The organism is Sanguibacter sp. Leaf3, from assembly GCF_001425965.1.
In the GTDB taxonomy this organism is placed as follows: Bacteria; Actinomycetota; Actinomycetes; order Actinomycetales; family Cellulomonadaceae; genus Sanguibacter; species Sanguibacter inulinus.
This window is the reverse complement of record NZ_LMRH01000002.1, coordinates 314,778-327,572: the sequence shown is the minus strand read 5'-3', so window position 1 is coordinate 327,572 and position 12,795 is coordinate 314,778. Positions and strand designations below refer to the sequence as shown.

10 protein-coding genes are annotated in these 12,795 nt (G+C 70.5%); 3 read left to right on the top strand and 7 right to left on the bottom strand.

The window, feature by feature from the left end; genetic code table 11:
• Window positions 1-32 precede the first annotated feature (32 nt).
• From dusB to ASG53_RS08880, 5 genes are all read right to left on the bottom strand, one after another.
• Window positions 33-1,253 (bottom strand): tRNA dihydrouridine synthase DusB, encoded by a 1,221-nt coding sequence (dusB, locus tag ASG53_RS08900; RefSeq protein WP_056131688.1) that lies wholly within the window; start codon window positions 1,251-1,253, stop codon window positions 33-35.
• Complete coding sequence (locus ASG53_RS08895; RefSeq protein ID WP_056131685.1) at window positions 1,250-2,209, bottom strand: sucrase ferredoxin; 960 nt, start codon at window positions 2,207-2,209, stop codon at window positions 1,250-1,252. The genes dusB and ASG53_RS08895 overlap by 4 nt, the downstream gene beginning before the upstream one ends.
• Before the next feature lie 158 nt (window positions 2,210-2,367).
• Window positions 2,368-3,804, bottom strand: coding sequence for a glycosyltransferase family 2 protein (locus tag ASG53_RS08890; RefSeq protein ID WP_056131682.1), 1,437 nt, complete (start codon window positions 3,802-3,804; stop codon window positions 2,368-2,370).
• The gene (locus ASG53_RS08885; protein ID WP_162246143.1) at window positions 3,801-4,787 is read right to left on the bottom strand and encodes a HEAT repeat domain-containing protein; all 987 of its coding nucleotides are present in this window, start codon (window positions 4,785-4,787) and stop codon (window positions 3,801-3,803) included. Before ASG53_RS08885 ends, ASG53_RS08890 begins: the two co-directional genes overlap by 4 nt.
• A gap of 4 nt (window positions 4,788-4,791) precedes the next feature.
• Window positions 4,792-5,172 carry a response regulator transcription factor gene (locus tag ASG53_RS08880; protein ID WP_056131673.1) on the bottom strand — a complete coding sequence of 127 codons (381 nt, stop codon included), beginning with the start codon at window positions 5,170-5,172 and terminating at the stop codon, window positions 4,792-4,794.
• A 248-nt stretch (window positions 5,173-5,420) separates the two neighbouring features.
• Between ASG53_RS08880 and ASG53_RS08875 the strand changes: the two genes are divergently transcribed.
• Both ASG53_RS08875 and ASG53_RS08870 read left to right on the top strand, forming a co-directional pair.
• Window positions 5,421-7,595: a glutamine synthetase III family protein gene (locus tag ASG53_RS08875; protein WP_056133955.1), complete on the top strand. Its 2,175-nt coding sequence runs from the start codon at window positions 5,421-5,423 to the stop codon at window positions 7,593-7,595.
• Window positions 7,596-7,777: 182 nt separating this feature from the next.
• Window positions 7,778-9,034: an MFS transporter gene (locus tag ASG53_RS08870; RefSeq protein WP_082543932.1), complete on the top strand. Its 1,257-nt coding sequence runs from the start codon at window positions 7,778-7,780 to the stop codon at window positions 9,032-9,034.
• Between the two features lie 97 nt (window positions 9,035-9,131).
• Here ASG53_RS08870 and ASG53_RS08865 read toward each other — a convergent pair whose 3' ends face one another.
• Entirely contained in the window at window positions 9,132-9,656 is a 525-nt protein-coding gene (locus ASG53_RS08865) for a hypothetical protein (protein ID WP_056131670.1), read from the bottom strand.
• Between the two features lie 152 nt (window positions 9,657-9,808).
• Entirely contained in the window at window positions 9,809-11,197 is a 1,389-nt protein-coding gene (locus ASG53_RS08860) for a glycine--tRNA ligase (protein WP_056133952.1), read from the bottom strand.
• 280 nt (window positions 11,198-11,477) lie between these two features.
• Here ASG53_RS08860 and ASG53_RS08855 point away from each other — a divergent pair, with 280 nt between their 5' ends.
• On the top strand, window positions 11,478-12,767 hold the full coding sequence (locus ASG53_RS08855) for an aminotransferase class I/II-fold pyridoxal phosphate-dependent enzyme (protein WP_056131667.1): 1,290 nt from the start codon (window positions 11,478-11,480) through the stop codon (window positions 12,765-12,767).
• Window positions 12,768-12,795: the final 28 nt, after the last annotated feature.

Below are 12,795 nucleotides of genomic sequence, written 5' to 3'. Positions count from 1 at the left end.
CGACCCCACCGAGGCATGAGACGCCTGGCGGGTCAGCCGCCCGAGACGCTCAGCTCGGCCTCGAGGAGCTTGGCGCGGTGCTCGTCGCTCAGCTCGCGGGACGAGAGCCAGCCGTCGGGGACGTGCGGCTTCTTCGGGCTGCCCTGGCGTCCGCGCTGACCCTCCGCGTCCTTGCCGGGGTACGGCTGGTCGTGGTCGAGGGTGTCGAGGTGCGTGCGCAGCTCGGCGAGGGTCGAGACCATCGCAAGGGCGCGGCGCGCGTCGCCGCCGACGGCGTAGCCCTTGAGGTACCAGGCCATGTGCTTGCGGAGGTCGCGGGTGCCCTTGTCCTCGTCCTGGAAGAACTCGGCCATGAGCTCGCCGTGCCTGTAGATCGTCTCGGCGACGTACCCGAGCCCGGGCGTGACCCGCTCGTCGGAGCCGTTGAAGGCGGCCATGAGGTCGGCGAAGAGCCACGGCCGCCCCTGGCAACCACGTCCGACGACCACGCCGTCGCAGCCGGTCTGGCGGACCATCTCGAGGGCGTCCTCGGCCGACCAGATGTCACCGTTGCCGAGCACGGGGATGCTCGTGACGGTCTCCTTGAGCTGACGGATCGCGGACCAGTCGGCCGTCCCCGAGTAGTACTCGGCAGCGGTCCGGGCGTGCAGCGCGACGGCTGCGACACCGGCCTGCTCGGCGATCAACCCCGCCTCGAGGTACGTGAGGTGCTCGTCGTCGATCCCTTTGCGCATCTTGATGGTCACCGGGACGTCGTGCCGCGCGCCGGCCTCGACCGCGGCGTCGACGATGCGGGTGAAGAGCTCGCGCTTCCACGGCAGGACCGCGCCACCGCCCTTGCGGGTGACCTTGGGGACCGGGCAGCCGAAGTTGAGGTCGACGTGGTCGGCACGTCCCTCCCCCGCGATGATCTCGACGGCCGCGCCGACGGTCGCCGGGTCGACGCCGTACACCTGCGCGGAGCGGGGTGACTCACCGTCTTCGAAGGTCACGATGCGCAGTGCCTGCTCGTTGCGCTCGACGATCGCACGCGACGTGACCATCTCGGCGACGTACAGCCCACCCGGTCCGTGCTCGCGGCAGAGCTTGCGGAAGGCGGTGTTCGTCACGCCCGCCATGGGTGCCAGGACCACCGGCGACGGAACCGTGTGCTGACCGATGCGCAACGGCGGGAGGAACGGCGTGGCCTGCGCAGACGCGTCCGACCCGTCCGTGGGCGTGCCGGTCGCTTCGAGGGTGGTCGCGGAAGTCATTGCTCCAGTATCCCACCACCGGCGTCAGCCTCGTCGAGCTGCTCGACGCTGGTCGCACGCCACGAGCTCCACCGGGCGGGCTCGACACCCCGCACGCAGGCGTGGGTGTCCGGTGCGCCCGGGGTCGGTTTCCTCTCGGCGCAGACCACGAAGGTCGTGGACCGGTGACGGATCTCGACGCGTGCGCTCGTGCCGTCGTCGCTCACCTGCTCGGCGAGGATCGTGAAGCCGTCGACCTCGGTGATGCCTGTGCGTCGCCGCACGGCGTGCTCGGCCACCTGGGCGGGTTGGCTGAAGGCCGAGCGGCCGCGCAGGTGCTCGGAGACCACCCGACCGTCGACGTAGGCGTCGAGCACCTCGGCGGCGCTCTGGTCGACGAGGCGGCTGTAGTGCAGCCCGTGCGGCAGCAGCACGACGTTGGCCGCGAAGCGGTCTCCTCCCACGTGGGTGCACTCCCACACGTCGACGTCGTCGCGTGCGGCCATGCCGGGGAGCAACGGCCGACCGAGCTCGGCGCAGCACACGTCGCGGCGCCCGTGGGTGCACACGAGGACGAGAGGGAGGTCGTGCGGCTCCCCCGCTGCGGGTCGGTCTCCAGCGACGGCTGTCGCAACGTCGACGGTCAGCAGGTCGTCGTAGGTCTCGATCTCGAACCGGCGGACCCAAGGGCTGTCGGGGTGCGTCGACGCGACGAAGCAGACGGGACGGGTGACGGTCCGCGAGCGCGGGCGGCGGATCAGCACCACCCGGACGCCGGGCTGCTCGAGGTGCGCGAGCACAGCGCCGGGCAGGATGCCCTGCGGAGCCTCCGAAGGCCACGGGCCCGGGTGCTCGACGAGCACCCACGCGTCCGACCGGCCGGCGGCCCCGGCCATCGGCTCGTCGAGGTCGCGGGAGATCCGGGCGCAGCCGACGCGGGGCGGCCGGCGAGATGCGCCGTCGATGGTGCTGCTCACCGACGGCAGCGGAGCACGTCTGTGGTGCCCACAGCGACAGTGTGCGCATCTGGTACTGAGGAGGAGAACATCGCGGCAAGGCTACCCTTACCGGCGCCGCGGACGCGAGCGACCAGAACACGCTCCAGCCGGCACCCCAGGCGAGGCTGCGACGGCCGTCAGCTGCTGCCGAAGCCGGCCCGTGTCATGGTCCCCCAGACGGCCTTCTTCTTGCGCAGGCTGGCCCACCAGCCCTGCAGGCGCCACAGCGCGGTGAGCTGCCTGTAGCCGATGTTCTCGGCGACGGAGGCGAGGACGATCGCGCCGAGGTCGCGCCACCGGGCGTACCTGTGGAACGAGATCTCCTCGACGAGCAGCGCTGCGCAGGTGACGAAGAAGGCGTACACGTAGGCCACGAGGAGGAAGGCCACGGCGAACGGGACGTTGACCACCCCGAGGAGCAGCCCGAGCGGCACGACGATCACGCCGACGACCTCGAGGAGCGGGGCGAAGAGCTCGAAGAACCAGTAGTACGGGAGCGCCACCATGCCGATGCGCCCGTAGCGCGGGTTGAAGGTCATGCGCCTGTAGCCCCAGAGGACCTCCCACAGACCACGGTGCCAGCGTCGGCGCTGGCGCCCGAGGACCGCGAGGGTGTCGGGGACCTCGGTCCAGCTCACGGGTTCGGCGACGAACACGACCCTGTAGTCGCGCTTCGAGTCCTTCATCATCTTGTGGATACGCATGACGAGCTCGAAGTCTTCGCCGATCGAGTCGGCGTCGAGCCCGCCGGCCTCGAGGAGGATGTCCCGGCGGAACATGCCGAAGGCCCCCGAGATGAGGATGAGCGCGTCGGCCTGCGACCACCCGGCACGGCCGAGCAGGAACGACCGGAGGTACTCGACCACCTGGATGCGTGCCACGACCGAGCGTGGCATCCGCACGTCGACCACACGTCCGCCGACCACGCGGCAGCCGTTCGCCGCGCGGATGACCCCACCCGTCGCGACCACGTTCTGCGGGTCGTCGGCGAAGGGCTTGGACACGACGAGGAGTGCGTCAGGGTCGAGGACGGAGTCTGCGTCGACCATGACGACCAGGTCGCGCGAGGCGACGTTGATCCCCATGTTGAGGCTGTCCGAGCGCCCGGAGTTCTCCTTGTCGACGACCACCAGCGGGATGCTCTCGTCGGCAGGGACCCACACGTCGCGCACAGCCCCGCGGACCTCGATCCGCCCCGCCACGTCCCGCCCGCTGCGGACGAGGCCGAAGGTCTCGACGAGCCTCTCGAGGGTCGCGTCGGTGCTGCCGTCGTTGATGACGACGACCTCGTGGTCCGGGTACCGCAGGTCGAGGACCGAGCGCACGGAGTCGAGGATGACGTTCGCCTCGTTGTACGCGGGCAGCAGGACGGAGACACCGGGGGTCAGTGGAGACCTCGCAGCGCTCGTCGTGCCGGAGAACTGCGTGCGCCGCAGGTGCCTGCCGAAGTTCACGCTCGCCAGGATGATGAGCACGAGGTACGAGGTGTTGATGAGGAAGAAGTAGAGCAGGAGCCACGGGCCTGAGACGTCGAAGAACGTCAGGAGGGCGTCCCGCACCGGGTCGAGCGTCATCGGTCGCCTCCTGCGGTCTCGCGGGACGGTGTCGCAGCGGTGGCGAGCCGGCGGACGTCGGGGTCGTGGTCGTCTCGGAGCAGGGCGAGGTGCGCCCTGGCCGGCGGGAAGGGCATCTCGGCCAGGGTGCGCGTCGCCGCGACCCTGACGACAGACGCCTCGGTCGGGACGGTCGCGGCCGCGAGTGCCGGGACGGCCCAGGCACCGCCGAGCCGCGCGAGCGCTCGGGCAGCCTGGACCCGGACCGTCACCGACGGGTCGGTCAGCCCGCGGTCTGCGACGGCTCGGGCTGTCGCGAGGACGAGCAGCTCCGCCGACACGGCGATGGCTGTGAGCCGGACGACCTCGTCGTCGGCGGCGAGACCGGCCTCGAGGGCGGCCGTGTCGGTCTCGCCCGACCCGAGGAGCGCCGTCCCCACGACGCTCGGCGGGACGTCGGATCCCGGGCGCAGGGAGTCGAGGAGGATCGACGTGAGGTGCGGGTCGCCGATCTGCCCGAGAGCACGGGCGGCGACGGTGCGGACCTCGATGTTCGGGTCGGACAGCAGGCGGACGAGAGCTCGTCGTCCGGAGACGTGCCCGACGATCCCGATCACCTCGGCGGCCCGAGCCCGCCTGACGGCGCTGCGGGACTGGGTGGCGGCCAGGGCGCGGTCGAGCGTGCCCCGCGCGATGAGGACCTGGACGAGGGCGTCACGGACCTCGCCGCGCACAGAGTCGAAGGCGGCCAGGACGAAGGTCTCAGCGGTCGGCCACAGCGTGTCAGGGAGCGCTGCGACGGCCTCGCAGGCCGGCGCGACCTCCTCGTCCTCGGCCGTGAGCACCTCGAGGACGAGGGGCTTCACCTGGGCGGTGCGCTCGTCGTGGCGCCGTGCCCGGCGTGCGCGAGAGAGCCTCACGGCGACTGTCGCGACCAGCAGCGCCGTGCAGCACACGACGAGCACCACCAGCGTGCCGATCAGCACGGACCAGGAGAGCGTCACCACGTCAGGACTGACTGCGTGCGAGCATCGCCTTGACGCGCACGAGCAGCTCCCGGGGGCTGAAGGGCTTGGTCATGTACTCCCCGGCGCCTGCTCCGAAGCCCGACTCGACGTCGCGCTCCTGGGTCTTCGCGGTGAGCAGCAGCACCGGGGTGGTCGCGGTCTGCTCGGCGTCACGGAGCCTGCGGAGCACGTCGATGCCGGACATGCCCGGCATCATGACGTCGAGCACCACGAGGTCGAAGGACCCGTTCAGCCCGAGCTCGAGACCGGTGATCCCGTCGTTCGCCTGGGTGACGTCGAAGCCCGCGTTCGTGAGCTTGAGCGCGAGCAGGTCGCAGATGTCGTGGTTGTCGTCGACGACGAGCACCTTGCCCAGTGTCATGTGCCTTCAGCCCCCTGGAAGATCATGCCGACCACCCTAGGCCACGTCGTCGCACCTGGCACGGGGAGGACGACATGTGTCGGTGGCTCGACGTGGCCTGACGTGGCCGTCCGCCAGCTCTGCACAGAGGGACCGAGGCGGGCTCTCGCGAAGCGGTCACGAAACATGCCTGAAACACTGGGGCCCTTCCATGAAACACACGGGCCTTAGCGTGCCCAGAGCGAATGTCACCGATGGAGAGCTGGATCATGACTGCCAACCACGTCCGAAGCCAGGCGATCACCGAGGTCCTCAACCGCCCCGCCGTGCAGACGGCCGAGACGCAGCCGCTGAGCGAGACCTGGGCGACCGACGTCTTCAACCTCGCGAAGATGGAGGAGGCGCTCTCCAAGACCGCCTTCAAGGCCGTCAAGAAGACCGTCAAGACCGGCGAGCCGCTCGACCCGGCCACGGCTGACATCGTCGCCGCCGCGATGAAGACCTGGGCGATGAGCAAGGGCGCGAAGTTCTTCTCGCACGTGTTCTACCCGCTCACCAACATCACGGCCGAGAAGCACGACGGGTTCATCGTCACCAACTCCGACGGTCACGCGATCACCGAGTTCACGGGCAGCCTGCTCATCAAGGGCGAGCCCGACGGCTCGTCCTTCCCCAACGGCTCGCTGCGCATGACGAACGCTGCGCGCGGCTACACAGCCTGGGACCCCACGAGCCCCGCGTACATCATGTGGACCGCCAACGGCGCGACCCTGATGATCCCCTCGGTCTTCATGTCGTGGACCGGAGAGTCCCTCGACAAGAAGATCCCCCTGCTCCGCTCGATCTCCGCGATGGACGCCTCGGCGCGCCGCGTGCTGACCCTCATGGGCGAGACCGACATCGCACCGCTCGACGCGAGCTGCGGCCCTGAGCAGGAGTACTTCCTCGTCGACCAGCACTTCGCCGCCGCCCGCCCGGACCTGCTGCTCTCGGGCCGCACGCTCTTCGGCGCCCCGCCCGCCAAGGGCCAGGAGTTCGACGACCACTACTTCGGGGCGATCCCCGAGCGCGTCCAGGTCTTCATGCAGGCCTTCGAGGAGAAGCTCTACCGCCTGGGCATCCCGGCCAAGACCCACCACAACGAGGTCGCCCCGGGGCAGTTCGAGATCGCGCCGTACCACGAGTCCGCCAACGTCGCCGCGGACCACCAGCAGCTGCTCATGACCGTCATGAAGGCGACCGCGGCCGAGCACGGGTTCCTCTGCCTGCTGCACGAGAAGCCCTTCGCCGGCCTCAACGGCTCGGGCAAGCACGTCAACTGGTCGGTCGGGAACTCGACCCAGGGCAACCTGCTGGACCCGGGGACCTCGCCCGAGCACAACCTCAACTTCCTGCTCTTCTGCGGTGCGGTCATCCGCGGCGTGCACAAGTACGGCCCGCTCCTGCGCGCCGTCATCGCGTCGGCGTCCAACGACCACCGCCTCGGAGCCAACGAAGCTCCCCCGGCGATCCTCTCGGTCTACCTCGGCGACCAGCTCGAGGGTGTCTACAACGACATCAAGGCCGGCAAGATCTCGGTCTCGACCGACGGCGGCATGATGGACCTCGGTCTGTCGCAGATCCTCAACTTCCAGCGTGACCCGGGCGACCGTAACCGCACCTCGCCCTTCGCCTTCACGGGCAACCGCTTCGAGTTCCGCGCTGTCGGGTCCTCGCAGTCGATCTCCGGGCCGCTCACAGCCCTCAACACCATGCTGGCCGACTCCCTCACCTGGGTCGCCGACCAGCTCGAGAAGCAGCTCGACGCCGGGCTGACGCGCCCCGAGGCCGTCGCTGTCGTCGTCAAGGAGCTCATGGAGCTGCACGGCGACGCGGTCTTCGGCGGCGACGGCTACTCCTCCGACTGGCACGAGGCTGCCGTGTCGGAGCGAGGGCTGCGCAACCTGCCGACGAGCGCCGAGGCGCTCCCGGTCTACACCGAGCCTGATGTCATCGCGCTCTTCGAGCGGACCGGCGTGCTCTCCGCTGTCGAGCTCAACGCCCGGTACGAGGTGTACTCCGAGCAGTACATCAACTCGATCGCCGTCGAAGCCCGCCTCGTGATCGACATGGCACGGACGGTCATCTACCCCACCGCCCTCAAGTACGCCGCAGACCTGGCGACCACGTACTCGGTCGCCAACGAGGTCGGGGTGTCCTTCGACACCACGCAGGTCAAGGTCATCGCCGAGAACGCGAACCTGCTGCTCTCGACCGTGACGGAGCTGGAGTCCGCGCTCGCGCAGCACGACTTCGCGGACACCAAGGCCCACATGGAGCACTCGGCGTCCTCGGTCCGGACCCTCATGGAGACGGCCCGCAGCTATGCGGACGCCCTCGAGGCCCAGGTCGACGACGCCGTCTGGCCGCTGCCGAAGTACCGCGAGATGCTCTTCATCAAGTAGTGGCTGCGGTCCCTGGAGCAGGCTGAAGACGCCTCCCAGGGACGAGCCGATCAAGCCTGGCCCGGCGCGCCGAGATGTGCGCCGGGCCACGCTTGCTCTCTGAGCAGAGGCATGGGAGGGCTCCTCGTGGCACGCTCACCGGACGACCACGGCTCGGTCGCCCTCACCTCTCAGGTGGACCGATGCCCCTAGGCCGCCTGTTCTCCGTGCTCTGGAGTGCGAACGCGCTGTCCAACCTGGCTGACGGGATCGCCTTCGTCTCGATGCCGCTCCTTGCGGCGTCCCTGACTGACGACCCTCGTCTCGTGGCGGGGCTCGCGACGCTCTACGCCCTCGTCCGCCTCCTGGTGGCGCTGCCCGTCGGCGTGTGGGTCGACCGGGCAGACCGCCGCACGCTCATGGTGACCGCCAACCTGCTGCGGGGTGGGTTGCTCGTGGCCCTGGCGCTCACGGTCCACCTCGGCGTCTCGTCGCTGGTCCTCCTCTACGCGACGATGGCCGTCGTCGGGACGTTGGAGAGCATGGTCGACAGCGCGGCCCTGACCATGGTGCCCTCGCTCGTCGGCCGCGACCGTCTCGACACCGCCAACAGCCGGATCGCTGCGGGTCAGCTCATCGCCGACGAGCTCGCCGGTCCACCGCTCGGTGGGTTCCTCTTCGCGCTCGCGGCGGCTGCCCCCGTCCTCGCGATGGGAGGGCTGTGGGCGCTTGCGGGCCTCGTCGCCCTCGCTCTGCCAGTGCGTCGCCCGTCGAGGGCATCTGCGGACGCCGTCGTGCCCCGCCCGTCGGTCTCCGCAGAGGCTCGTGCCGGCATCGTCTGGCTCGCGCACCACAGGGTCGTGGGCAGCCTCGCGCTGGTCGGGGCGCTGGCCAGCGTCGGGTACATGCTGCCGTTCTCGATCCTCGTCCTGGTCGCCGAGGAGCGGCTCGGGCTGGACGGCACCGGATACGGCCTGCTGCTCGCCTTCTCTGCGCTCGGTGGGCTCCTCGGGTCTGCCCTCGCGCCTCGGCTGCGGCGTCGCCTGGGCTACAGGTGGACGATCGTCGCCAGCCTCGCCCTCGCCGCGGTGACGCTCACAGGGCTCTCCCTGACGAGGGACCCGCTGGTCGCAGGCGTGCTGCTCGCGCTGTACATCCTGCACGCGGTCATCTGGAGCATCTGTGCCCTCTCGCTGCGCCAGCGTCTGGTCCCGGACGAGCTGCTCGGACGCGTCGGGGCCACCGCGCGCGTGCTCGGGCTCCTGGGGCTGGCGGTCGGGTCGGCCCTGGGCGGCGTGCTGGCAGCGGTCGACCTGGTGATCCCTGTCGTGGCCGGTGCCGTCGTCTTCGCGGGGTGCTGCGTGCTCGCGGCGGTCACGCTGCGCGGCGACCTGACGGCGGACTCGTCACGCCACTCGGACGGCCACCCGGTCGCCAACACGCCCGTCGAGGGGCACTGACACCTGCTCTGCGCCCTGCCCTGCCCTGCCCTGCCCTGCCCTGCCCTGCCCTGCCCTGCCCTGCCCTGCCCGTGCAGCAGACCACCGGTCCGGCAGGTCAGCGCCGGCGCGTCCCATCCCGCAGCAGGGTCGCGAGGGCTGCGGCGCCGAGGAGCGCGGACAGGGCACCGAGCGCGCCGACGGGTCCGTCGCCCGCAGTCCCCACGAGGAGCACGATCCCGACGACGAGCGCTGCGCCACCCAGAGCCGCACGCCACCGTGCCGCGCGCCGCGGGTCGGGGCGAGCCTCAGGCATCGGCCACGGCACCCGGCGACCGTTGCGGGGCCAGCCCGGGTGGTCGAGGGGACCAGGACCGTCAACCACGCGACCGGCGGCGTCGACCCACGCTCCCGTGCCGACCTCGGGGCAGCTGTGGTGCACGGTCCGCGACACCGTCTCGAAGTCTGCTGGGGACCGTCGGTACATGACGGTGAGCCGCACGTCGGTCTCGACGTGGCCGTCGTGGTGCAGCGCGTCGTAGCGGCACATGCGCAACTGTCGACCGCGCCACCGCGAGGTGCGCACGGAGGCGACGGCGCGGACGGCGAGCGGGAGGTCGTCGAGGTGGGCGTCGGAGGGCACCCGACGATGGTCACACGACGACACCCGCCGGGCACGGTCTGCCACACCTCTCCCCCGGACGACGAGCGCCCGCGCCACGACCCGTGGAGGGCCGAGACGCGGGCGTCAGACGTGCAGCACCGGGCGATGCGTGGTGCGGCGCCCAGCAGGCGTCAGGCTCCGAGGAGCCTGGCGCCGAGGTACGCGGTGACCTGGTCGAGGGCGACGCGCTCCTGCGACATGTCGTCGCGGTGGCGGATCGTCACGGCCTGGTCCTCGAGGGTGTCGAAGTCGACGGTGATGCAGAACGGCGTGCCGATCTCGTCCTGGCGGCGGTAGCGGCGCCCGATCGCACCGGCGTCGTCGAAGTCGACGTTCCAGTGCTTGCGGAGCTCGGCCGCGAGGTCGCGCGCCTTGGGCGAGAGCTGCTCGTTGCGCGACAGCGGCAGGACTGCGGCCTTGACCGGCGACAGGCGCGGGTCGAGCTTGAGCACGGTGCGGGTGTCGACGCCACCCTTCGCGTTGGGGGCCTCGTCCTCGGTGTACGCCTCGGCGAGGAACGCCATGAGCGAGCGGGTCAGACCGGCCGCGGGCTCGATGACGTACGGGACCCAGCGCTCGTTCTTGCCCTGGTCGAAGTAGCTGAGGTCCTTGCCGGAGTGCTCCGAGTGCGTCTTGAGGTCGAAGTCGGTCCGGTTCGCGATGCCCTCGAGCTCGCCCCACTCGCTCCCTGTGAAGCCGAAGCGGTACTCGATGTCGACGGTGCGCGTGGAGTAGTGCGACAGCTTCTCCTGCGGGTGCTCGTACAGGCGCAGGTTGTCACGGCTGATGCCGAGGTCCACGTACCAGGCCGTGCGCAGGTCGATCCAGTACTGGTGCCACTCGGCGTCCGTGCCGGGCTCGACGAAGAACTCCATCTCCATCTGCTCGAACTCGCGCGTGCGGAAGATGAAGTTCCCGGGCGTGATCTCGTTGCGGAAGGACTTGCCGATCTGGCCGATGCCGAAGGGCGGCTTCTTGCGGCTCGCACCGACGACGTTGGCGAAGTTCACGAAGATGCCCTGCGCGGTCTCGGGGCGCAGGTAGTGCAGCCCGGACTCGTCCTCGACGGGGCCGAGGTAGGTCTTGAGCATCATGTTGAAGTCGCGCGGCTCGGTCCACTGCCCACGGGTCCCGCAGTTGGGGCAGGCGATCTCGGCGAGGCCACCCTCGGGGGCGCGGCCCTTCTTCTCCTCGAACTCCTCGAGCATCTGGTCTTCGCGGAAGCGCTTGTGGCACGAGAGGCACTCGGTCAGCGGGTCGGTGAACACACCGACGTGGCCGGAGGCCTCCCAGATCTTGCGCGGCAGGATGACTGCCGAGTCGAGGCCCACGACGTCGTCGCGGCTGGTGACCATCGTCCGCCACCACTGGCGCTTGATGTTCTCCTTGAGCTCGACACCGAGGGGCCCGTAGTCCCAGGCGGAGCGCGAACCTCCGTAGATCTCGCCGGACTGGAAGACGAAGCCACGACGCTTCGCGAGGGAGATGGCGGCATCGAGACGGGAGGGCGCTTGGGCCACAGTGATCACTCCAAGAACATCGGTGCCCGCACGTGGCTCGTGGGGCAGAGGTGGTCGACGCACGTCGTGCGCCGGCTCCCAGGTTACTCGCCGGCGCGTGCCCGACCTGCGTGGGGCTCGCCCGCGACGGCCCGGCCGTCCACACCGAGGCCACACCGGCTGCCCGTCCACATCCTGCGCGGACGAGCACCCGCGCCCCCGGCTCACCTCGCTAGCCTGGCCAGGACAGATCGAGGACGACCGAGAACCTGACCCACCAGCGACCAGCACCTGGAGCACCATGACGACACCACGACCGGCAGGCGCCTGGCACCGCACCGCCCGGGCCGCAGGGTTGCTCGCACCCGACGGGTCCGTGGCACCGACGATCTTCGCCGAGATGTCAGCGCTGGCGGCCTCGACCGGGGCGATCAACCTCGGGCAAGGGTTCCCCGAGGACGACGGGCCGGAGTTCGTCCGTGAGGCTGCGGTCAGCGCGATCCGTGCCGGGGTCAACCAGTACCCGCCAGGACCGGGCACGCCCGAGCTGCTGCGCGCTGTCGCCCAGCACCAAGAGCGCCGCTACGGGCTGCACGTCGACCCGACCTCCGAGGTCCTCGTCACGGCCGGAGCGACCGAGGCGATCACCGCGACGCTGCTCGCGCTCTGCGAGCCCGGGGACGAGGTCGTGACCCTCGAACCCTTCTACGACTCCCACGCGGCGGCGATCGCGCTCGCCGGGGCCGTCCACCGGACGGTGCCGCTGCGACGGGCTGCCGTCTCGACGAGCACCGACGTCCGAGAGCACAGCGCAGGTCGAGAGCACGCCGAGCCGCCCGCCCGCTTCGCGCTCGACGTCGACGCTCTGCGGGCGGCCGTCGGACCGCAGACCCGGATCATCCTCGTCAACACCCCGCACAACCCCACCGGGACGGTCCTGACGCGGGAGGAGCTCGAGGAGATCGCGGCCGTCGCGCGGCGCCACGACGTGATCGTCGTGACCGACGAGGTGTACGAGCACCTGACCTTCGACGGCGCAGAGCACGTCCCCGTGGCGACCCTGCCAGGGATGGCAGACCGGACCGTGACGATCTCCTCGGCTGGCAAGACCTTCTCGCTCACGGGATGGAAGATCGGCTGGCTGCACGCGCGCGCCGACCTGGTCACCGCGATCCGCACCGTGAAGCAGTACCTCACCTACGTCAACGGTGCGCCGTTCCAGCCGGCCGTCGCACTCGCGCTCACCGACCCTCGCGGAGAGGAGGCGGTCCAGGCGCTCGCGTCGTCCCTCGCACGGCGCCGGGACCTGCTGTGCGACGGGCTGGTGACGGCCGGCTTCGACGTCGTCGTGCCGCAGGGCACGTACTTCGTCGTGGCCGACGGCGCTCCCCTCGGCTACGACGACGGGGTCGACCTCGCGCGGCGGCTGCCAGAGCTCGCCGGGGTGGTCGGCGTTCCCGTCAGCGCGTTCTGCCGCGCCGGCTCGGAGACTGCAGCACTGTTCAGGTCGAGCATCCGCTTCACCTTCGTCAAGACCGAGGCGAGCATCGAGCGTGCGACGCGGCAGCTCGCCGCGATGGGCGGCCGGTGACACCAGCACGGCGTTGACGCCAGCAGGC

Coding starts and splice junctions, on each gene's coding strand:
- dusB (WP_056131688.1), bottom strand. CDS start 1,253: ATGACTTCCGCGACCACCCTCGAAGCGACCGGCACGCCCACGGACGGG.
- ASG53_RS08890 (WP_056131682.1), bottom strand. CDS start 3,804: ATGACGCTCGACCCGGTGCGGGACGCCCTCCTGACGTTCTTCGACGTC.
- ASG53_RS08880 (WP_056131673.1), bottom strand. CDS start 5,172: ATGACACTGGGCAAGGTGCTCGTCGTCGACGACAACCACGACATCTGC.
- ASG53_RS08875 (WP_056133955.1), top strand. CDS start 5,421: ATGACTGCCAACCACGTCCGAAGCCAGGCGATCACCGAGGTCCTCAAC.
- ASG53_RS08870 (WP_082543932.1), top strand. CDS start 7,778: ATGCCCCTAGGCCGCCTGTTCTCCGTGCTCTGGAGTGCGAACGCGCTG.
- ASG53_RS08855 (WP_056131667.1), top strand. CDS start 11,478: ATGACGACACCACGACCGGCAGGCGCCTGGCACCGCACCGCCCGGGCC.